Origin of the sequence: Geobacillus thermopakistaniensis, assembly GCF_000498995.1 — a bacterium.
GTDB lineage: Bacteria > Bacillota > Bacilli > Bacillales > Anoxybacillaceae > Geobacillus > Geobacillus thermoleovorans.
This window is the reverse complement of sequence record NZ_AYSF01000001.1, coordinates 71,743-92,259: the sequence shown is the minus strand read 5'-3', so window position 1 is coordinate 92,259 and position 20,517 is coordinate 71,743. Positions and strand designations below refer to the sequence as shown.

Below are 20,517 nucleotides of genomic sequence, written 5' to 3'. Positions count from 1 at the left end.
TTTTCTTTGGTGGGACAAAAGATGCAGGAATATGAGCGTACGGAGCGTAATAATATGTAATGTATTTACAGAAAAAGGAGAGGGGGAATGAAGATGGGCGTGAAGCTGATCAAAATTTCCGTTGTGTACTTTGTCATTGGCGTCTGTATGGGGCTTGGCATGTCGATGACCCATTCGTTTGCGCTGACCCCGGTCCATGTCCATATCAACTTGCTTGGCTGGACGGCCTTGACGCTTGCTGGCATCATCTATCATTTATTTCCACAAGCGGCGGCGACGAAATGGGCGAAAGTGCATTTCTGGCTGCACAATATCGGCCTGCCGGTCATGATGATCGGTCTCATTTTCGTCGTTTACGGCAACGAAGCGTTCGTGCCGGTGACAGCGATTGGCGGGGTGCTCGTCGTGATAGGTGTCATTCTTTTTGCTATTAACGTGTTAAAAAATGTTCGGGCGTCATCATAAAATACCGATGGAACAAAGAGGGTGTCCCAAAAGGATCGGGACACCTTTTCTTATTACCGTATGTAGGTATAAAACAATCATTAAGAAACGATATGTTGTGTTTTGTTTAAGGAAAAACAACCTTTTGGGTCAGCCCCTTTTTTTGCCCACTGGAGCGGAAATCTGCCATCGGGTTTGTCCCCTCTTGAATGGAGCGAAACAGTTCATTATACTATAAATTATGACTGTTTGTTCGCAAAGGTGTGTTCATCGATATGAAGGAAACAAACGGCATCCCGGCGCGCCTCCGCCAAGTGGCTGTCATTCGCGACGGTCCGCGCCAAGAGACGGTTGTGCTTGAGGCGGATGGCACGTATTACATAAAAGGGGAAACCGTTTATTTGCAGTTTGCCGAAGAAAACGAACTCGGGCGGGTGAACAACATTGTGAAAATCGCGCCTGACGAGGTGACCGTCCTTCGTTCCGGAGCGGTCGAGATGCGGCAAACGTTCCGCCGCCGCCAAGAAACATCGGGCCATTATGGGACAGCGTTTGGACGATGGGCGCTGGCGGCCAAAACGAGCTCCATGGAGTTTCACTATGATGAGCAGCGGAAAAAGGGGCGGCTCTTTCTTTCCTATGAACTGATGCTAGGCGATGAGCGAAGCGGGCGCCATACGTTGACGTTGACATTTAAGGGGGTATAAGCGGTGAACATTGTCGGACAAATCAAGGAAAAGATGAAAGAAGAAATCCGCCAGGCGGCGGTAAGAGCAGGGCTGGCTTCGGCCGACGAGCTGCCGGATGTGCTGCTTGAGGTGCCGCGCGACAAGGCGCATGGCGACTACTCGACGAACATCGCCATGCAGCTCGCCCGCATCGCGAAAAAACCGCCGCGGGCGATCGCCGAAGCCATCGTCGGGCAGCTTGACCGCGAACGCATGTCGGTCGCCCGCATCGAGATCGCCGGGCCGGGGTTTATTAACTTTTACATGGACAACCGCTATTTGACGGCGGTCGTGCCGGCGATTTTGCAGGCGGGACAAGCGTATGGCGAATCGAACGTCGGCAACGGGGAAAAAGTGCAAGTCGAGTTCGTCTCGGCCAATCCAACCGGAGACCTGCATTTAGGTCATGCCCGCGGCGCGGCGGTCGGCGATTCGCTTTGCAACATTTTGGCGAAAGCCGGGTTTGACGTGACGCGTGAATACTATATTAATGACGCCGGCAAGCAAATTTACAATTTAGCGAAATCGGTCGAAGCCCGTTATTTTCAGGCGCTCGGTGTCGATATGCCGTTGCCGGAGGACGGCTATTACGGCGACGATATCGTCGAAATCGGCAAAAAGCTTGCCGAAGAGTACGGCGACCGGTTTGTCGAAATGGAGGAAGAAGAAAGGCTTGCCTTTTTCCGCGACTATGGGCTCCGCTATGAGCTTGAAAAAATCAAAAAAGACTTGGCCGACTTCCGTGTGCCGTTTGACGTCTGGTATTCGGAAACATCGCTCTATGAAAGCGGAAAAATCGACGAAGCGCTTTCCACTTTGCGCGAGCGCGGCTATATTTACGAGCAGGACGGGGCGACATGGTTCCGTTCGACGGCGTTTGGGGACGACAAAGACCGCGTCTTAATTAAGCAGGACGGCACATATACGTACTTGCTTCCGGACATCGCCTACCATCAAGACAAGCTGCGGCGCGGGTTCAAAAAGCTCATCAACATTTGGGGGGCGGACCACCACGGCTACATTCCGCGCATGAAGGCGGCGATCGCTGCGCTCGGTTATGATCCGGAGGCGCTTGAAGTGGAAATCATTCAAATGGTGAACCTATACCAAAACGGTGAGCGCGTCAAAATGAGCAAGCGCACCGGCAAGGCGGTGACGATGCGCGAGCTCATGGAAGAAGTCGGCGTCGATGCCGTCCGCTATTTCTTTGCGATGCGCTCGGGCGATACGCATTTGGATTTTGACATGGACTTGGCCGTGTCGCAGTCGAATGAAAACCCGGTTTACTACGTCCAATACGCGCACGCCCGCGTTTCGAGCATTCTTCGCCAAGCGGAGGAACAACACATTTCCTATGACGGCGACTTAGCGCTTCACCATCTTGTGGAAACGGAAAAGGAAATCGAGCTGCTCAAAGTGCTCGGCGATTTCCCCGATGTCGTCGCCGAGGCGGCGCTCAAGCGGATGCCGCATCGCGTCACCGCCTATGCATTCGATTTGGCTTCCGCGCTCCATAGCTTTTATAACGCGGAAAAAGTGCTTGATCTGGACAACATCGAAAAAACAAAAGCCCGCCTCGCGCTTGTCAAGGCGGTGCAAATTACGCTGCAAAATGCGTTAGCGCTCATTGGCGTTTCAGCGCCGGAACAAATGTAAACGAACGAGGGGGAGCGACTGCTCCCTCTTTTGTTTGGGCATTCTAAAGAAAAACAGTGGTGGAGGATCAACAAATGAAAGAAGTTGTACTATCGCTCATCACCGGCATCGTTGTCGGCTTTTTGTTCACCTTGCTTCGGTTGCCGATTCCCGCTCCCCCGGCGTTGGCCGGCATCGCCGGCATCGTCGGGGTGTATCTCGGCATGCGGTTGTTTCAATGGTTCACGGTGTTTTGGAAGTAAGCACTTGCATGATCAAACGGGGAACAAAACCCGGTTGGCGCAATTTTGGCAGCATCAAGCCGCCGGAAGCGCCGGCCGGGTTTTTTTGCTTCTTCTGTTGCTTGGGAGGGAAATGGAACTTCAGACCGGTCAAAGCCAGGCGGAGATGAGCTGGGAAATCGACTGTTTGCCGCGGTCAAGAAGCGAACGTTTTTGCCAAAAGTCGACCGTCAGCGGCTCGGCGCGCAACAAATCGCGCTCGATCGCCCGTTTGACGAGGCGGGTAAACGCGCGGTCAAACACATAGCAGTTGATTTCGCTGTTTAAAAACAAGCTGCGCCGATCGAAATTTGCTGTGCCGACGTCGCACCACTCCTCATCGATGACGAGCGTTTTTGCATGGTAAAATCCTTGGTAAAAGCGGTAAATGCGCGCGCCGGCTTTCAAGAGTCGATAAAAGTACGGATAGGCAGCCTCTTTGACAAATAAATGGTCCGCCTTCAGCGGCACAAGGACGGTCACACGCACCCCGCGCCGAAGCGCTTGCATGAGCTCGTTAAACAGCGGCCGGCTTGGGATGAAGTATGGGCTGCCGATCATAATTTCTTTTTTCGCCTGGCGGATGACCTCGATAAACTGTTCTTCAAGGGCAGCGCCGTTGGTGGCGACGAGCTGATGGCGAATGGCGCCGGCCGAAAGCGGCGGGAAGTAGCGATGTTTGTCAGGCACCGTCCGGCCCGTTGCTTCTTCCCAGTCGTGCAAAAACTGTTCTTGCAAGTCGTGAACCCCTTCGCCGTTCACTTTTAAGTGGTAATCGCGCCATTCGCCGAAGTTGGCGTCTTTTCCGTTGTATTCACGGCCGATGTTAAAGCCGCCGATGTAGCCGACCCGACCGTCGATGACCGTAATTTTCCGATGGTTGCGGCGGTTGAGGCGGTAAATGAAAAACGGAAAGCGCGGCTTTCGGGCATAGGCGAACTCCACCCCGCTTTCCTCGAGCGAACGGATGAGCGCTTTCGGCAGTCCAAAGCTGCCGATCCAATCGGTCAACACTCGCACTTTCACGCCGGCAGCTGCTTTTTCCTTTAAAATCTGGAAAAATGGCGCGCTCGTTTCGTCATTTTTTATAATGTAAAACAAGACGTGAATATGATCGCGGGCGCGGCCTAGTTCAGCGAAGTAATCAGAAAATAAATGCCTGCCGTTGATATAGAGGGAAATATCGCTTCTCCGCTCCGGGTAGACGACTTTTTTGCGCCCATTGCGGAAGATGAACTGTCCAAGCTTGTCATCAAGATAAACAAGCAGCAATACGATGGCAATGACGGAAATGACGACCATATCTTCTCCTCCTATGTCGATTCGGTATTTATTAATGTGCCCGAGAACGCGCAAAACGTTTCAAATTGCATCTACCGTGAACATACCCAAACTCCAAATGAATAAAATTTCCATATTGATGAATTTTTTTCGTCATGGGAGTCTATAGAGGGCTGAACAAATCGATGATTCCCCCGCGACCGCTCCGTTGCAAAGGGAAAGTTTTCGCGGCTGGGATGAAAAAAAGGCTATTGACTGAATGCTCATTCATTTGTACAATAGACATAAAGCGAATTCTGAAAATTTCTTTTGTTATGGCAACACATTCGCTCGAAAAACGGGGGAAGGGGAGAGAAGATGAATGCCTTGTTGGTGGTGAACTGGCTCGCGTTTTTGCTTGTAACCGCTTACGCAATTTACTTGTTTGCATATGTCGTAAAAACGCGGGCGATGTACATCAAACTCGGCAAAAAATTCGAGTTTGACCACAAAGTAAAAGAGCGGCTGCGAAACATCTGGGTCAACGTGTTCGGCCAGAAAAAGCTGCTCAAGGACAAAAAAAGCGGACTGATCCACGTCGTCTTTTTCTATGGCTTTATTCTCGTCCAATTTGGCGCGATTGATTTCATCATCAAAGGGCTTGCGCCGGGGGCGCATTTGCCGCTTGGGCCGCTGTATGCGGGATTTACGTTTTTCCAAGAAATCGTTACCTTGCTTATTTTGATCGCGGTGCTCGCCGCCTTTTACCGCCGTTACATTGAAAAGCTCGTCCGTTTAAAGCGCGACTTGAAAGCTGGGCTTGTCCTCATCTTCATCGCCGGGCTCATGCTGTCGGTGTTGTTCGGCAACGGGATGAGCATCATTTGGCACGGCGAAGAAGCGACATGGAGCGAGCCGGTCGCCTCGCTTATTGCTGCCGCGTTTTCCTGGGTCGGCGAAACGGGGGCTGCGGTGCTCTTCTTTATCGCCTGGTGGGTGCATCTGTTGATTTTGCTCACGTTCCTCGTGTACGTGCCGCAATCAAAGCACGCCCATTTGATCGCTGCGCCGATCAACGTCTTTTTCAGCCGGCTGACGCGGCCGAAGCTTGCGCCGATCCATTTTGAAGACGAAAGCCAAGAATCGTTTGGCGTCGGCAAAATTGAGGATTTCACGCAAAAGCAATTGATCGACTTGTATGCCTGTGTCGAATGCGGCCGCTGCACAAGCATGTGTCCGGCGACCGGCACGGGGAAAATGTTGTCGCCAATGGATTTGATTTTAAAATTGCGCGACCATTTGACGGAGAAAGGGGCGGTCGTCACGTCACGCACGCCGTGGGTGCCCGCGTTCGCTTTCAAACATACAAGGGGCAATCAGCTCGCGTTCGCCGCGGCGTCGGAGCAGGCGGCGACGATCGAAATGCCAAGCTTAATCGGCGATGTCATCACCGAAGAAGAGATTTGGGCCTGTACGACGTGCCGCAACTGTGAGGACCAATGCCCGGTCATGAATGAGCATGTCGATAAAATCATCGACTTGCGCCGCTATCTTGTCCTGACGGAAGGACGGATGAACCCGGACGCGCAGCGGGCGATGACGAACATCGAACGCCAAGGCAATCCGTGGGGCTTGAACCGAAAAGAGCGGGAGAACTGGCGCGAGCTGCGCGATGATGTGCATGTGCCGACCGTCAAAGAGGCAGCGAAAGCGGGAGAGGAAATCGAGTACTTGTTCTGGGTCGGCTCGATGGGGTCGTATGACAGCCGGAGCCAAAAAATCGCCCTTGCGTTTGCCAAACTGCTGAACGAAGCGGGCGTCAAGTTTGCGATTTTAGGCAACAAGGAGAAAAACTCGGGCGATACGCCGCGCCGGTTAGGAAATGAGTTTTTGTTCCAAGAATTAGCGACGAACAACATCGCGGAATTTGAAAAAGCGGGCGTCAAGAAAATCGTGACGATCGACCCGCACGCTTACAATACGTTCAAAAATGAATACCCGGATTTTGGGTTCGAGGCCGAAGTGTATCATCATACCGAGCTGCTCGCCAAGCTCATCGAAGAAGGGCGGCTCGTGCCGAAACATCCAGTGAATGAACGCATTACGTTCCATGACTCGTGCTATTTAGGACGCTACAATGACGTCTATGACGCGCCGCGGAAAATTTTGCGCGCTATCCCGGGCGTCGAGCTTGTCGAAATGGAGCGCAACCGCGAACGCGCCATGTGTTGCGGCGCCGGCGGCGGCCTCATGTGGATGGAGGAGACGACCGGCAACCGGATCAACGTCGCCCGCACTGAGCAAGCGCTCGCTGTCAATCCGACGGTCATCAGCTCCGGCTGTCCGTACTGTCTGACCATGTTGTCAGACGGCACGAAGGCCAAGGAAGTGGAAGACCGCGTCTTTACGTACGATGTCGCCGAGATTTTGGCAAAATCAGTATTTGGTGAAGAAAAAGAAGAAGCGGCGTCGTAAAAATAGTTGCGAAGACAATTTCTATTTTTTAAAATAATAAGTATAATGAAAGAGAAGGTGTATGATCGTACACCTTCTCTTTCGCACCACGACCGAGCGAGCGTTCAGTCTGTGTTTTGTAATCGCTTTCTTATCCGATGAAAAGGGGAGAGGAATATGGGAAAAACAGTGATTGTCAGCGGGGCGCGCACCCCGTTCGGAAAACTCGGCGGTTCTTTGCAAGCGCTGTCAGCGTCAGAACTCGGCGGCATTGCCGTGAAAGAAGCGCTTGCCCGCGCGGATGTGAGCGCGGAACAAGTCGATCATGTCATTTTAGGCACCGTCTTGCAAGGCGGACAAGGACAGCTCCCATCGCGGCAGGCGATGCGCCATGCCGGCATTCCGTGGCATGTTCGCACCGAGACGGTCAATAAAGTATGCGCATCGGGCATGCGCGCCGTGACGCTCGCGGATCAGCTCATCCGCTTAGGCGACGCCGATGTCGTTGTCGCGGGCGGGATGGAATCGATGAGCAACGCCCCGTACGTGCTGCCGAAAGCGCGCTGGGGGTTGCGAATGGGCGACAGCACGGTGAAGGATTTAATGGTGTATGATGGCTTGACATGCAGTTTTACCGGCGTCCATATGGGCGTTTATGGCGGGAATACAGCGCGTGAACTTGGCATTACACGCGAGGCGCAGGATGAGTGGGCGTACCGCAGCCATATGCGAGCCATTGCCGCCATCGAAGCCGGTCGGCTCGCGGAAGAGATCGTTCCGGTGACGATTCCGCAGCGCAAAGGAGAGCCGCTTGTCGTCGAACACGACGAGGCGCCGCGCAAAGACACGTCGCTTGAAGCGTTGGCGAAACTGCCGCCGGTGTTTGACCCGGAAGGAACGATCACTGCCGGCAACGCCCCGGGCGTCAACGACGGCGCCGCGGCGCTCGTCTTGATGAGCGAGGAGCGCGCCGCCCGCGAGGGGCTTGAGCCGCTCGCGACTGTTGTCGCCCACACCGCCATCGCCGTTGAGGCGAAAGATTTCCCAAAAACGCCGGGACTTGTCATCAACGAGCTGCTCCGCAAAACGGGAAAAACGGTCGACGACATTGCCTTGTTCGAAATAAACGAAGCGTTTGCCGCTGTTGCTCTTGCTGCGATCCAAATCGCCGGCCTTGACCCGGAAAAAGTGAACGTCAACGGCGGCGCTGTCGCCCTCGGCCACCCGATCGGCGCGAGCGGCGCACGCATCATCCTCACGCTCATTTATGAGCTGAAACGCCGCGGCGGCGGCCTCGGCATCGCCGCCATCTGCAGCGGCGGCGGCCAAGGCGACGCCATCTTGGTCGAGGTATAACGAGCGGGGCGCGGCGGGCAAGCGGCATGCCGCCGTCGCCTTCCAGTGTTGCGCCAAGGCATAGGATGCGGCGTGTGACCGTCTGCCCCAAGCGTTGCGTCATGAGGCATCGCGCCATATGGTGCGGCATGCCGCCGCTGTCTCTGCCGCAGCGTGCGGCACGTTGCTCATTGCCGCAACAGCCGCGGTATCAACGGTTGACAGCAGGGGTTGTTGTGATGACGATGCAAAGACCGGTTGCCGTTGGCTGCTGGCGGCAGTGAGGCATATGAGTTTGAGCGCGGAACAGGAAACGCAAAGCGGACGATAGGGGGAACAGAAGATGGATGTGAAAACAATCATGGTCGTCGGCGCCGGACAGATGGGGTCAGGAATCGCTCAAGTGTGCGCCGTCGCTGGCTATCAAGTGTTTTTGTACGACATTAGCGAAGCGCAGTTGGACAAAGGAATCGCCAACATCGAAAAAGGGCTCGCCCGCCAAGTGGAAAAAGGGAAAATGACAGCGGTGGACAAAGACGCAGCGCTCGCGCGGCTTGCCCGCTCGACCGACTTGCATGCCGCCGCTGAAGCGGATCTTGTCATTGAAGCGGTCGTCGAAAACATGGACGTGAAAACAAAGCTGTTCGCCGAGCTCGATGCGCTCGCCCGCCCGGAGACGATTTTAGCGTCGAACACGTCGTCGCTGCCGATTACGGAAATTGCCGCCGCGACGAAACGGCCAGAGAAAGTGATCGGCATGCACTTTATGAACCCGGTGCCGGTGATGAAGCTCGTCGAAATTATCCGCGGATTGGCGACGGCTGATGACGTGTATGAAACGATCGAAGCCGTTGCCCGCAAGCTCGGCAAAGTGCCGGTCGAAGTGAACGACTTTCCGGGCTTTATTTCGAACCGCGTTCTCATGCCGATGATCAACGAAGCGATTTACGCCTTGTACGAAGGGGTGGCGACCAAAGAAGCCATCGATGAAGTGATGAAGCTCGGCATGAACCATCCGATGGGTCCGCTGACGCTCGCTGATTTTATCGGGCTCGATACGTGCTTATACATTATGGAAACGCTTCATGAGGGGTTCGGCGATGACAAATACCGCCCATGCCCGCTCTTGCGCAAATATGTGAAAGCCGGCTGGCTCGGCCGCAAGACGGGCCGCGGATTTTACACGTATGAATAAACCGCTTGGCGTCGCTCCAGGACAACGCCGAAGCGTGCCGCAATGTGCGTGGGGCGGCGCCCGCTATGCTGTCTGCCGACCGTAACGCCGCACGTTAGGTGCATGCGGGAACGCTGTTTTACAGCCTATAAGGCAAATCTATAGAATCGTTCAATTGCCTGCTGGCTGCCCCATGGAGCGGAGGAGCGCCTGAAAACACCATTGTGTCAGCGACATCGGAAGGAGGCCATTTCATGGAATTTCGCTTCACCGAAGAGCAGGAAATGATGCGGCAAATGGTGCGCGAGTTCGCCGCGGCGGAGATCGCCCCATTTGTCGAGCGCATGGAACAAGGGGAGTTTCCGCGCCCGATTTTAGCGAAAATGGCCGAACTCGGCCTAATGGGCATCACTGTCCCGGAGCAATATGGCGGCGCGGGTATGGACTTTGTTTCGTACATCATCGCCATTCATGAAATTTCTAAAGTGAGCCCGACCGTCGGTGTCATCTTATCAGTGCACACGTCGGTCGGCACGAATCCGATCTTGTATTTCGGCACCGAAGAACAGAAACAAAAATACGTGACAAAGCTCGCCCGAGGTGAGTACTTGGGGGCGTTTTGCCTTACTGAACCGAGCGCCGGCTCGGATGCGAAAAGCTTGAAGACGAAAGCGGTGCGCCGTGGAGATCGTTATGTGCTAAACGGCTCAAAAATATTCATCACCAACGGCGGGGAGGCAGATACGTACATCGTCTTCGCCCGCACGAATCCGGAAGAAGCCGGAAGCCGCGGCATTTCCGCGTTCATTGTGGAAAAAGGGACGCCAGGGATGTCGATTGGCAAAGATGAGAAGAAGATGGGGCTGCACGGGTCGCGGACGGTGACCATTACGTTTGAAGACGCCGAAGTGCCGGCGGAAAACTTGCTCGGTCAGGAAGGGGAAGGATTTAAAATCGCGATGGCCAACCTTGACGTCGGTCGGATTGGCATCGCCGCCCAAGCGCTCGGCATCGCGGAGGCGGCAGTCGAACATGCCGTCGCCTACGCGAAAGAGCGGGTGCAGTTTGGCAAACCGATCATTGAGCAGCAAGGCGTCGCTTTCAAGCTTGCCGATATGGCGACGGCGGCGGAAGCGGCGAAATGGCTCGTCTATCGCGCCGCTTGGCTGCGCGCGCAAGGGCTGCCGTGCGGAAAAGAGGCGTCGATGGCGAAGCTCTTCGCTTCACAAACAGCGATGGACAATGCCATCGAGGCGGTGCAAATTTTCGGCGGCAACGGCTACACGAAAGACTACCCGGTCGAGCGGCTGTTCCGTGACGCGAAAATTACGCAAATTTACGAAGGAACGAGCGAAATTCAGCGCATCGTCATCAGCAAACATTTGTAACCAGGCATGTTGATGAACCAATCCAAACCAGATGAGAAGGCTCTGTTCCTAGCTTTTCTGCCGTAGTCGGCAAGCCGTTCGCTTGCCGACTGGGCATGCGACAGCATGCCCTCCTCGAACAATGAACGTTTTGCGGGCAAATGGCATTTGCCCGTCGGCGTTCTTGTTCGAGGGAAGAGGCAGAAAAGCTTGTGTTCAGTCAGCTCATGATTGGCAACCGAATGAAATGGTGGAATGAGCCGCAAACCGTCGGGTCTTCGGAAGGCTGAACAACGCCGCTTTCAGGGATGGAGGCATAAACACGGGGCTCTGTCATTTGCTGCGTTTTGTTGTGCAGCCGGAGCGATCCTATTCTCTTTTCCCAACAACGATTCGTTGTCTGTCTTTGGAAAACCCGGAATGGGCGGCGAACTGGATGGCAACGTCGCGGCACAACGATTCATTGTCTGTTTTTGGAAAACGGTGATCACGCTGGCACGGGGGACGAGGATTTCGGATATATAGGAAAACGGGGGAATGAAACGATGAACTTTCGATTGAGCGAAGAACATGAAATGCTGCGAAAAATGGTGCGCGAATTTGCCGAAAATGAGGTAGCGCCGACTGCCGCTGAGCGCGACGAAGAAGAGCGGTTTGACCGCGGCATTTTCAACAAAATGGCTGAACTCGGTTTAACAGGCATTCCGTGGCCGGAAGAATACGGCGGCATTGGCAGCGATTATTTGGCCTATGTCATTGCCGTTGAGGAGCTGTCGCGCGTCTGCGCCTCGACCGGGGTGACGCTTTCCGCGCATATATCGCTCGCCAGCTGGCCGATTTACAAGTTCGGCAACGAAGAACAAAAGCAAAAGTATTTGCGCGCCTTAGCGACTGGGGAAAAACTGGGGGCATACGCTCTGTCCGAGCCGGGGGCGGGGTCGGATGTCGCCTCGATGAAAACGCGTGCGGTAAAAGACGGGGACCACTACATTTTAAACGGCTCGAAAGTATGGATCACCAACGGCGGCGAAGCGGAAATTTACGTCGTATTTGCCGTCACCGATCCGGAAAAGCGGCATAAAGGGATCAGCGCCTTTATCGTGGAAAAAGGAACGCCGGGCTTTTCGTTCGGCAAAAAGGAAAAGAAACTCGGCATTCGTTCGTCGCCGACGACGGAGCTCATTTTTGAAGACTGCCGCATTCCGAAAGAAAACTTGCTCGGTCAAGAAGGAGAAGGGTTTAAAATCGCCATGATGACGCTCGATGGCGGCCGCAACGGCATCGCCGCCCAAGCGGTCGGCATTGCCCAGGGCGCGCTGGATGCGGCGGTGGACTATGCGAAACAGCGCGTCCAGTTCGGCAAACCGATCATCGAGCAGCAAGGGGTCGCTTTCAAGCTCGCTGACATGGCGACTGCCATTGAAGCGGCGCGGCTCTTGACCTATCAAGCGGCATGGTTGGAGTCGAATGGCTTGCCGTACGGCAAAGCATCCGCCATGGCGAAACTGTTTGCCGGCGACACGGCGATGAAAGTGACGGTCGAGGCGGTGCAAATTTTCGGCGGCAACGGCTACACGAAGGACTACCCGGTCGAGCGGTTTATGCGCGACGCGAAGATTACGCAAATTTACGAAGGAACGCAAGAAATCCAACGCCTTGTCATTTCGCGCATGTTGACACGCAATTAAACATTGCGTGTCCACTCATTCGTGTTGACACGCAATTAAACATTGCGTGTCCACTCATTCGTGTTGACACACAATTAAACACTGCGCGTCCACTCATTCGTGTTGGCGCGCGATTGAAACATTGTGCGTCATTTCAATGGTTTTGGATCTGAACGGCGGCTTGGCGCTTTGGGGAAGGGCGCACGGATAGGCATGGGGCGGGGCGGCGCCCCGCCGTCAAATGGGAATGGGGGAGAGACAACGAACATGAAAAAACGGGAAGTGATTGCATCGGTCAAAGACGAAAAACTCGTGAAAAAACGGCGCAATGAGATGATCAAAGGCGCGATTTCCTTGTTTAAACAAAAAGGTTTCCACCAAACGACGACAAGGGAGATCGCCAAAGCGTCCGGCTTCAGCATCGGCACGTTGTACGAGTACATCCGCAAGAAAGAAGACGTCCTCTATCTCGTGTGCGACCGCATTTACGACGAAGTGCGGGAGCGGACGGAACAAGACCTCGGTGCCCACCATGGCACGATCGAAGGGTTAAGGCGCGCCATTGCCCACTATTTCCGCGTTGTTGATGAACTCGATGATGAAGTGCTCGTCATGTATCAAGAAGTGAAAGCGCTAAGCAAAGAATCGCTGCCGTATGTGTTGAATAAAGAACTCGATATGGCGGCGATTTTCGAACATATTTTGCGCGCATGCGTTGAGAGCGGGGCGCTGCAGCTTTCTGAAAGCGAAATCCGCCTGTTCGCCCACAACATCGTCGTTCTTGGGCAAATGTGGGCGTTCCGCCGTTGGGTGCTGCGGAAAATGTATACACTCGATGAATATATCGAACTGCAAACCGAGTTTTTATTAAAGGGGATTATGGAGAAACAGCGAGTCTAAAAGGGGGAGAAGAAACGATGGCGCACATTTACCGTCCGAAGCATCACGTCCGCTTTGTGACTGCATCGAGCTTGTTTGACGGCCATGACGCCTCAATCAACATTATGCGCCGCATTTTGCAGGCGAGCGGCGCCGAGGTCATCCATTTAGGCCATAACCGATCGGTGGAGGAAATCGTCAATGCCGCCATTCAGGAAGATGTGCAAGGCATTGCCGTCTCCTCGTATCAAGGCGGGCATATGGAATTTTTTAAATATATGTACGACCTGCTCCAAGAGCGGGGGGCGTCCCATATCCGCATTTACGGCGGCGGGGGCGGCGTCATCATCCCGCGGGAAATCAAAGAGCTGCACGAATATGGCATCGCCCGCATTTTCTCGCCGGAAGACGGCCGACGCCTCGGCTTGCAAGGGATGATCAACGTCATGCTTGAAGAGTGCGATTTTCCGACCGTGACGGTGGTGACCGATGAACTGGAGCGGCTTCCGTCCGGCGATGTGCAGGCGATCGCCCGGCTCATCACGCTGTGCGAATATCGCGCCGAGGGGGAAAACAAAGAGGCGGCCGCGGCGGCGGAAGCCGCCATTGAACAAGTGAAGGCGCTCGAGAAGCGCGTGCCGGTGCTCGGCATCACCGGCACAGGCGGAGCTGGGAAAAGCTCGCTCACCGATGAGCTCGTCCGCCGCTTTTTAAACGAAATTCCTGATATCAAAATCGCGATCTTGTCAGTCGACCCGACGAAGCAAAAAACGGGCGGGGCGCTGTTGGGCGACCGCATCCGGATGAACTCGATCAACTCGCCGCGCGTTTACATGAGAAGCTTGGCGACGCGCCATTCCCGCACGGAACTGTCGCCGGCGATTCGCGACGCCATTTCGGTTGTCAAAGCGGCCGGATTTGATCTTGTCATCATTGAAACGAGCGGGATCGGCCAAGGCGACGCCGCCATTACCGAAGTGTGCGACGTGTCGATGTACGTCATGACAAGCGAGTTCGGCGCGCCGACGCAGCTTGAGAAAATCGACATGATCGATTATGCCGATTTGATTGTCATTAATAAATTCGAGCGCAAAGGGTCAGAAGACGCAAAACGGCAAGTGCAAAAACAATATCAGCGCAGCCACCAGCTGTTTGACCGCGATGTTTCGGAAATGCCGGTGTACGGCACGATCGCCAGCCAGTTTAACGACCCAGGCACGAATACGCTCTTTGTCGCGCTTGTGGATACGATCAATAAAAAAGCAGGAACGAATTGGAAAACAAGCTTAAAAACGGTCGCCAATGTCGAAAAGCATAATGTCATCATCCCGAACGAGCGCCGCTACTATTTGCGTGAAATCGCGGAAACGGTCCGCTCGTACCACCGCCGCGCCGAGCAGCAAGTCGAAGTGGCCCGACGCCTCTTCCAAATCGAAGGGGCCATCGAAGCGGCGAAGGAACGGGGCGAAGCGGAAGACGTGATCCGCGCGCTCGAGACGCTCAAAGCGGATTATGAGGCGAAATTGACGCCGGAATCGAAGCGCATTTTGGCGACATGGGAAGAAACGAAAGCGAAATATGCGGCAAAACAATTTGTTACGAAAGTGCGAGACAAAGAAATTGTCACCGAACTGACGACGAAAACGTTGTCCGGTTTGGACATTCCGAAAGTCGTCTTGCCGAAATTCAAAGACTACGGAGAGATTTTGCGCTGGGTGTATAAAGAAAACGTCCCTGGCTCGTTCCCGTATACGGCCGGCGTCTTCCCGTTCAAGCGCCAAGGCGAAGACCCGAAACGGCAGTTTGCCGGCGAAGGGACGCCGGAGCGCACGAACCGCCGCTTCCATTACTTGTGCAAAGAAGACAAGGCGAAGCGGCTCAGCACCGCGTTCGACTCCGTGACGCTCTATGGCGAAGACCCGGACTACCGGCCGGACATTTTCGGCAAAGTCGGGGAAAGCGGTGTCAGCGTCTGTACACTTGATGATATGAAAAAGCTGTACAAAGGGTTTGACTTGTGCGACCCGCTCACATCCGTGTCGATGACGATCAACGGTCCGGCTCCGATTTTGCTGGCGATGTTTATGAATACGGCGATTGACCAGCAAGTCGAGAAAAAGGAAGCCGAGCTTGGCCGCCCGCTCACGCCGGAAGAGTACGAACAAGTGAAGGAATGGACGCTGCAAACGGTGCGCGGCACGGTTCAAGCCGATATTTTGAAGGAAGACCAAGGGCAAAACACGTGCATTTTCTCGACCGATTTCGCCTTAAAAATGATGGGCGACATTCAAGAGTATTTCATCAAGCACCGCGTCCGCAACTACTACTCGGTGTCGATCTCCGGCTACCATATCGCCGAGGCGGGGGCGAACCCGATCACGCAGCTGGCGTTTACGCTTGCGAACGGCTTTACGTATGTCGAGTATTACTTGAGCCGCGGCATGCACATTGACGATTTTGCGCCGAACTTGTCGTTTTTCTTCAGCAACGGCCTCGATCCGGAGTATTCGGTCATCGGCCGCGTCGCCCGCCGCATTTGGGCGATCGTCATGCGCGAAAAATACGGCGCCAACGAACGGAGCCAGAAACTGAAATACCATATCCAAACGTCCGGCCGTTCATTGCACGCGCAGGAGATCGATTTCAACGACATCCGCACGACGCTGCAGGCGCTTCTGGCGATTTATGACAACTGCAACTCGCTGCATACGAATGCCTATGACGAAGCGATCACGACACCGACCGAAGAGTCGGTCCGTCGGGCGATGGCGATCCAACTCATTATCACGAAAGAGTTTGGCCTGACCAAAAACGAAAACCCGCTCCAAGGGTCGTTCATCATTGAAGAGCTGACCGATTTGGTTGAAGAAGCGGTGTTGCAAGAGTTTGAACGGCTCAACGACCGCGGCGGCGTGCTCGGGGCGATGGAGATGCAATACCAGCGCGGCAAAATTCAAGACGAATCACTTTACTATGAAACGAAAAAACATACCGGCGAACTGCCGATCATCGGCGTCAACACGTTCTTGAACCCGAATCCGCCGTCAGAGGACGAACTGAACAACATCCAGCTCGCCCGGGCGACGTATGAAGAAAAAGAGACGCAAATCCGCAACTTGCGCGAATTCCAAGAGCGGAACAAAGACAAAGCCGGCCCGGCGCTCGAACGGCTGAAGCAAGTGGCGACAAGCGGCGGCAACATTTTCGAAGAATTGATGGAAACGGTGAAAGTCGCCAGCCTTGGACAAATCACCCGCGCCTTGTACGAAGTCGGCGGACAATACCGGCGGAATATGTAATTCGAGGGAGTTTCGTTGTTTTCTGCTTTCGATGGGCGCCCTTGATCACAATGGACAACGGCCCGTTGAACTTTAGCAGATCGGTAGAATGATGGGCAGCGGCTGTTGGCGTACTGGCCCGCCGGAGGCGAAACGAACGGAACGCGGATTGGGCCAAAAGATCAAGACGAATGGGCTTCGTAAGGAAAAAGTGGAGCGGTGTGAACAAAGGTGATTGTGACAACGGATATGTCGGAATCGGAAGGAGGGCCGCCCTCGCCGCAGGGCTGCCCTCCTTTGCTTTTTTCGGCAAATGGGTAGCATAAACCCCGACAATTTGTTTATAATGAATGGTATGTATTCCACTTGCATTCATTTGTTTCATTAATATAGAAGGGGAGTGCTGAACTTGAGCCTGCAGCAGCAATACTCGCCGGAGGAATTGCAGGAGATGTCGTTCGTCGAGCTGGCGAACCTCATTTTGCTTGACAAGCGGGAGGCGCTGCCGTTTGATCAACTCGTTCGTGAAGCAGCAGCGCTGGCCGGCATATCGGAAGAAGAGATGGAGGCGCGGCTGGCCCAATATTACACCGATTTAAACATCGACGGCCGGTTTATTTGCGTTGGGGAAAACGTCTGGGGATTGCGCGCATGGTATCCGTTTGACCAGACAGAAGACGAAACGGTGACGATCGTCAAGCCGAAGAAGAAGAAAAAAGCGCTTGACGATGAATACGATGAATACGATGAGTTGCTTGAAGATGAAGATCTCGATTACGACGATTTGGATGAATATGATGGGGAAGAGCTCGAGCTTGATGAAGACGAGCTCTTGGAAGATGAAGAATTCGATCTGGACGAAGACGTCGCGTTTGACGATGACATTCTCGGCGATGAAGAGTTTGAGCTGGACGATGCGCCGCTTGATGAAGAGCTTGATCTCGAAGAGCCGGAGGAAGACGAATAACCGCTTGACTTTGCCAGGGGAACCCGGTACAATGTGTGTTGGGCTCTTGAAAACGAACAAATCGATCGCTCCCTTACGTACGGTAAGCGGAGCGTTTTTTATTTGCGCCTTTCGCAAACACTGAAACTGTTACCGCAATTTCGGCAAGGGGGAAGACAAAATGACGAAATACATTTTTGTGACGGGCGGCGTTGTTTCCTCACTCGGGAAAGGGATTACGGCGGCTTCGCTTGGACGTTTGTTGAAAAACCGCGGGTTGAACGTGACGATCCAAAAGTTTGACCCGTACATTAACGTCGACCCAGGGACGATGAGCCCGTATCAGCACGGCGAGGTGTTCGTCACGGACGACGGTGCAGAGACGGATTTGGATTTAGGGCATTATGAACGGTTCATCGATATTAATTTAAACAAATACAGCAACGTGACGACAGGAAAAATTTATTCCGCCGTCATCCGCAAAGAGCGCCGCGGCGATTACCTAGGCGGCACGGTGCAAGTCATTCCGCACATTACCAACGAAATTAAAGAGCGCGTCTTCCGGGCCGGAAGAGAGACGAACGCCGATGTCGTCATTACGGAGATCGGCGGCACGGTCGGCGATATTGAATCGCTTCCGTTTTTAGAAGCGATCCGCCAAATCAAAAGCGATGTTGGACGAGAAAACGTCATGTACATCCACTGCACGCTCGTGCCGTACATCAAGGCCGCTGGGGAAATGAAAACGAAGCCGACGCAGCACAGCGTGAAAGAATTGCGCAGCCTCGGCATTCAGCCGAACGTCATCGTCGTGCGCACGGAAATGCCGATGCCGCAGGAAATGAAAGAGAAAATCGCCCTCTTTTGCGACATCGATCCGAAAGCGGTCATCGAGGCGCGCGATGCCGACACGCTGTATGCGGTCCCGCTTATGCTTCAAGAACAAAAACTGGACCAAATCGTGTGCGAACATTTGCGCCTCAACTGCCGCGAAGCGGATATGACCGAATGGAAGGCGCTCGTCGAGAAAGTGCGCAACTTATCGAAAACGACGAAAATCGCTTTGGTTGGCAAATACGTCGAGCTTCCGGACGCCTATATTTCTGTTGTTGAGGCGCTCCGTCATGCGGGGTATGCGTTTGACACCGACATTGATATTCAGTGGATCAATGCTGAGCATGTGACGCGTGACAATGTAGCCGACCTGTTGAAAGATGCGGACGGCATTTTGGTTCCGGGCGGGTTCGGCGACCGCGGGGTCGAAGGGAAGATTGAGGCGATCCGCTACGCCCGCGAGCAGCGCGTGCCGTTTTTGGGCATTTGCTTAGGAATGCAGCTCGCCTCGATTGAATTTGCTCGCCATGTTGTCGGGTTGTCCGGCGCCCATTCGTCCGAGTTTGACCCGAACACGCCGCATCCGATCATCGACTTGCTTCCGGAGCAGAAGGATGTCGAAGATTTAGGCGGCACGCTCCGCCTCGGCTTGTATCCGTGCAAGCTGCAGGAAGGGACGCTTGCCTACGCCGCCTACGGCGATGAAGTCATTTACGAGCGCCATCGCCATCGGTACGAATTCAACAACCAATACCGGCCGATCATGGAAGAGCACGGCTTCGTCTTTTCCGGCACGAGTCCGGACGGACGGTTGGTTGAAGTGATCGAACTCAAGGATCATCCGTGGTTCGTCGCCGCGCAATTCCATCCGGAATTCACCTCGCGCCCGACGCGGCCGCAGCCGCTGTTCCGCGAGTTTGTCAGAGCGTCGCTGAAAGAGTGACGAAAAAGGGGCTGTCCCAAAAAAAGCCGTAGAACGGCCTTTTGGGTTCAGCCCCCTTTCTTTTTTGGATATTTTTCATCTTGTCAAGCACGATGCCCATTGATCAGGCGCCGTTTTTTGGGCGGTTTCTATACCTCTTTGCCTTTGGCCGGTCGGAGAGCGCTCGCTTTCATGGCGGCTGTTATTCATATTCCGCCAAAATTTCATCGAGCAAAACGCGCAGTCCGTAGTAGATGAATGAAGCGGTGATGATCGTCGGCATGCCGATGCGGCGGCCGTCTTCGGTCGGCACGAGCGGGCGGGAAAGTTTGCTGTCGATAAAGACGGTGGCCATATCGGCCAGTCCGGGTTCATCCTTGACGAGCGCCGCGACGGCCACTGCATCAACGCCGTGCGCCTGCAGCTGTTCGACGAGGCGAATGGCCTCAGGATCGGCGGAAAAGCGGGCAAATAGAAGCGCTCGGTCCGTTTCCTGCCAGTCATCGGTTGCTGTCGGCTCAAGCCGTTTGGCTTTCGGCAGCGGATCGGGGCCAAGAAGCGCGGCGGTGACGACCGCATCGAGTTCACCTATGCCATACAGCCAAATGCGTCCATCACCGATGGCGGCCTGAGCGAGCAGACGCGCCCCGTCTTCGAGCGCCAGCTCTTCATCCGCGGCGATTTTTTGCAACAATCCGATCGTTTGCGTCGTTAAAATTTTCACGGTTCGGCCTCCCTTCGCCGCTATTATACAAAATCGGCAAACAACAAGAAAAGCAAGCAGGAAAAGGGTTTGCCAAATGCGAAACATTAATAGGGAGAAAACAGGGAATAGAGGTGCATAACTGTGGGAAACAAAATTTTGATTGTCGACGACCAGTATGGCATCCGCATTTTGCTCAACGAAGTGTTTCAGCGGGAGGGGTATGTAACGTATCAGGCCGCCAACGGCATGCAGGCGCTCGAAATCGCCCGCAAACATCACCCCGATCTTGTGCTTCTTGATATGAAAATTCCTGGCATGGACGGCATTGAAATTTTAAAACGGTTGAAAGAGATTGATCCGGATATTAAGGTGATCATCATGACCGCCTACGGGGAGCTCGATATGATTCAAGAAACGAAAGAGCTCGGGGCGCTGATGCATTTTGCCAAGCCGTTTGATATTGACGATTTGCGCGTTGCCGTCAAAAAATACATTACCGCCTAGACAGCGCCATCGACGAGCGGCTTTCCTTTGGCAAAGAAAGCGCATCGATGGACATTGATGACGCTGTCGTCTTTAGGAGAATAAAGGGTGGAAATGTTGCCGT

At 54.2% G+C, this 20,517-nt stretch carries 17 protein-coding genes; 15 read left to right on the top strand and 2 right to left on the bottom strand.

Annotated features, from left to right (window positions below):
- Nucleotides 1-87 precede the first annotated feature (87 nt).
- The 4 genes from T260_RS137325 to T260_RS01000000137775 all read left to right on the top strand — a co-directional run bounded on the left by T260_RS137325 (nucleotide 88) and on the right by T260_RS01000000137775 (nucleotide 3,070).
- Nucleotides 88-465: a hypothetical protein gene (locus tag T260_RS137325; protein WP_011232870.1), complete on the top strand. Its 378-nt coding sequence runs from the start codon at nucleotides 88-90 to the stop codon at nucleotides 463-465.
- Between the two features lie 254 nt (nucleotides 466-719).
- On the top strand, nucleotides 720-1,151 hold the full coding sequence (locus tag T260_RS137330; RefSeq protein ID WP_011232869.1) for a YwiB family protein: 432 nt from the start codon (nucleotides 720-722) through the stop codon (nucleotides 1,149-1,151).
- 3 nt (nucleotides 1,152-1,154) lie between these two features.
- Complete coding sequence (gene argS, locus T260_RS137335; RefSeq protein WP_011232868.1) at nucleotides 1,155-2,828, top strand: arginine--tRNA ligase; 1,674 nt, start codon at nucleotides 1,155-1,157, stop codon at nucleotides 2,826-2,828.
- A 74-nt stretch (nucleotides 2,829-2,902) separates the two neighbouring features.
- Entirely contained in the window at nucleotides 2,903-3,070 is a 168-nt protein-coding gene (locus tag T260_RS01000000137775; protein WP_013146634.1) for a XapX domain-containing protein, read from the top strand.
- A gap of 129 nt (nucleotides 3,071-3,199) precedes the next feature.
- Here the strand turns inward: T260_RS01000000137775 and cls are convergent, their stop codons facing one another.
- Nucleotides 3,200-4,390 (bottom strand): cardiolipin synthase, encoded by a 1,191-nt coding sequence (cls, locus tag T260_RS137340; protein ID WP_011232866.1) that lies wholly within the window; start codon nucleotides 4,388-4,390, stop codon nucleotides 3,200-3,202.
- 336 nt (nucleotides 4,391-4,726) lie between these two features.
- Here cls and T260_RS137345 point away from each other — a divergent pair, with 336 nt between their 5' ends.
- From T260_RS137345 to pyrG, 10 genes are all read left to right on the top strand, one after another.
- On the top strand, nucleotides 4,727-6,823 hold the full coding sequence (locus T260_RS137345) for a heterodisulfide reductase-related iron-sulfur binding cluster (protein ID WP_014196973.1): 2,097 nt from the start codon (nucleotides 4,727-4,729) through the stop codon (nucleotides 6,821-6,823).
- Between the two features lie 156 nt (nucleotides 6,824-6,979).
- The gene (locus T260_RS137350; RefSeq protein ID WP_015376074.1) at nucleotides 6,980-8,158 is read left to right on the top strand and encodes an acetyl-CoA C-acetyltransferase; all 1,179 of its coding nucleotides are present in this window, start codon (nucleotides 6,980-6,982) and stop codon (nucleotides 8,156-8,158) included.
- A gap of 118 nt (nucleotides 8,159-8,276) precedes the next feature.
- A complete protein-coding gene (locus tag T260_RS1000000138410; protein ID WP_081712582.1) occupies nucleotides 8,277-8,468 on the top strand; it encodes a hypothetical protein in 192 nt (63 codons plus the stop codon).
- Nucleotides 8,469-8,480: 12 nt separating this feature from the next.
- On the top strand, nucleotides 8,481-9,332 hold the full coding sequence (locus T260_RS137355) for a 3-hydroxybutyryl-CoA dehydrogenase (protein WP_011232862.1): 852 nt from the start codon (nucleotides 8,481-8,483) through the stop codon (nucleotides 9,330-9,332).
- 233 nt (nucleotides 9,333-9,565) lie between these two features.
- Nucleotides 9,566-10,699, top strand: a complete 1,134-nt coding sequence (locus T260_RS137360) for an acyl-CoA dehydrogenase (protein ID WP_011232861.1) — start codon at nucleotides 9,566-9,568, stop codon at nucleotides 10,697-10,699.
- A 524-nt stretch (nucleotides 10,700-11,223) separates the two neighbouring features.
- A complete protein-coding gene (locus tag T260_RS137365) occupies nucleotides 11,224-12,366 on the top strand; it encodes an acyl-CoA dehydrogenase (protein ID WP_011232860.1) in 1,143 nt (380 codons plus the stop codon).
- A 246-nt stretch (nucleotides 12,367-12,612) separates the two neighbouring features.
- Nucleotides 12,613-13,245 carry a TetR/AcrR family transcriptional regulator gene (locus tag T260_RS137370; RefSeq protein ID WP_011232859.1) on the top strand — a complete coding sequence of 211 codons (633 nt, stop codon included), beginning with the start codon at nucleotides 12,613-12,615 and terminating at the stop codon, nucleotides 13,243-13,245.
- A gap of 17 nt (nucleotides 13,246-13,262) precedes the next feature.
- Nucleotides 13,263-16,523 carry a fused isobutyryl-CoA mutase/GTPase IcmF gene (icmF, locus tag T260_RS137375; protein WP_011232858.1) on the top strand — a complete coding sequence of 1,087 codons (3,261 nt, stop codon included), beginning with the start codon at nucleotides 13,263-13,265 and terminating at the stop codon, nucleotides 16,521-16,523.
- Nucleotides 16,524-16,911: 388 nt separating this feature from the next.
- Nucleotides 16,912-17,469: a DNA-directed RNA polymerase subunit delta gene (gene rpoE / locus T260_RS137380; RefSeq protein WP_013146626.1), complete on the top strand. Its 558-nt coding sequence runs from the start codon at nucleotides 16,912-16,914 to the stop codon at nucleotides 17,467-17,469.
- Between the two features lie 160 nt (nucleotides 17,470-17,629).
- Nucleotides 17,630-19,225, top strand: coding sequence for a CTP synthase (gene pyrG, locus T260_RS137385; RefSeq protein ID WP_011232856.1), 1,596 nt, complete (start codon nucleotides 17,630-17,632; stop codon nucleotides 19,223-19,225).
- A 181-nt stretch (nucleotides 19,226-19,406) separates the two neighbouring features.
- Here the strand turns inward: pyrG and T260_RS137390 are convergent, their stop codons facing one another.
- Complete coding sequence (locus T260_RS137390; RefSeq protein ID WP_011232855.1) at nucleotides 19,407-19,928, bottom strand: DUF2529 domain-containing protein; 522 nt, start codon at nucleotides 19,926-19,928, stop codon at nucleotides 19,407-19,409.
- A gap of 123 nt (nucleotides 19,929-20,051) precedes the next feature.
- Here T260_RS137390 and T260_RS137395 point away from each other — a divergent pair, with 123 nt between their 5' ends.
- Nucleotides 20,052-20,414 carry a response regulator gene (locus T260_RS137395; protein ID WP_013146624.1) on the top strand — a complete coding sequence of 121 codons (363 nt, stop codon included), beginning with the start codon at nucleotides 20,052-20,054 and terminating at the stop codon, nucleotides 20,412-20,414.
- Nucleotides 20,415-20,517 lie beyond the last annotated feature (103 nt).

Bases quoted from the DNA above. Each gene is read 5' to 3' on its own strand.
- T260_RS137325 (WP_011232870.1), top strand. From the start codon at position 88: ATGAAGATGGGCGTGAAGCTGATCAAAATTTCCGTTGTGTACTTTGTC.
- T260_RS137330 (WP_011232869.1), top strand. From the start codon at position 720: ATGAAGGAAACAAACGGCATCCCGGCGCGCCTCCGCCAAGTGGCTGTC.
- T260_RS01000000137775 (WP_013146634.1), top strand. From the start codon at position 2,903: ATGAAAGAAGTTGTACTATCGCTCATCACCGGCATCGTTGTCGGCTTT.
- cls (WP_011232866.1), bottom strand. From the start codon at position 4,390: ATGGTCGTCATTTCCGTCATTGCCATCGTATTGCTGCTTGTTTATCTT.
- T260_RS137345 (WP_014196973.1), top strand. From the start codon at position 4,727: ATGAATGCCTTGTTGGTGGTGAACTGGCTCGCGTTTTTGCTTGTAACC.
- T260_RS137350 (WP_015376074.1), top strand. From the start codon at position 6,980: ATGGGAAAAACAGTGATTGTCAGCGGGGCGCGCACCCCGTTCGGAAAA.
- T260_RS1000000138410 (WP_081712582.1), top strand. From the start codon at position 8,277: ATGGTGCGGCATGCCGCCGCTGTCTCTGCCGCAGCGTGCGGCACGTTG.
- T260_RS137355 (WP_011232862.1), top strand. From the start codon at position 8,481: ATGGATGTGAAAACAATCATGGTCGTCGGCGCCGGACAGATGGGGTCA.
- T260_RS137360 (WP_011232861.1), top strand. From the start codon at position 9,566: ATGGAATTTCGCTTCACCGAAGAGCAGGAAATGATGCGGCAAATGGTG.
- T260_RS137365 (WP_011232860.1), top strand. From the start codon at position 11,224: ATGAACTTTCGATTGAGCGAAGAACATGAAATGCTGCGAAAAATGGTG.
- T260_RS137370 (WP_011232859.1), top strand. From the start codon at position 12,613: ATGAAAAAACGGGAAGTGATTGCATCGGTCAAAGACGAAAAACTCGTG.
- icmF (WP_011232858.1), top strand. From the start codon at position 13,263: ATGGCGCACATTTACCGTCCGAAGCATCACGTCCGCTTTGTGACTGCA.
- pyrG (WP_011232856.1), top strand. From the start codon at position 17,630: ATGACGAAATACATTTTTGTGACGGGCGGCGTTGTTTCCTCACTCGGG.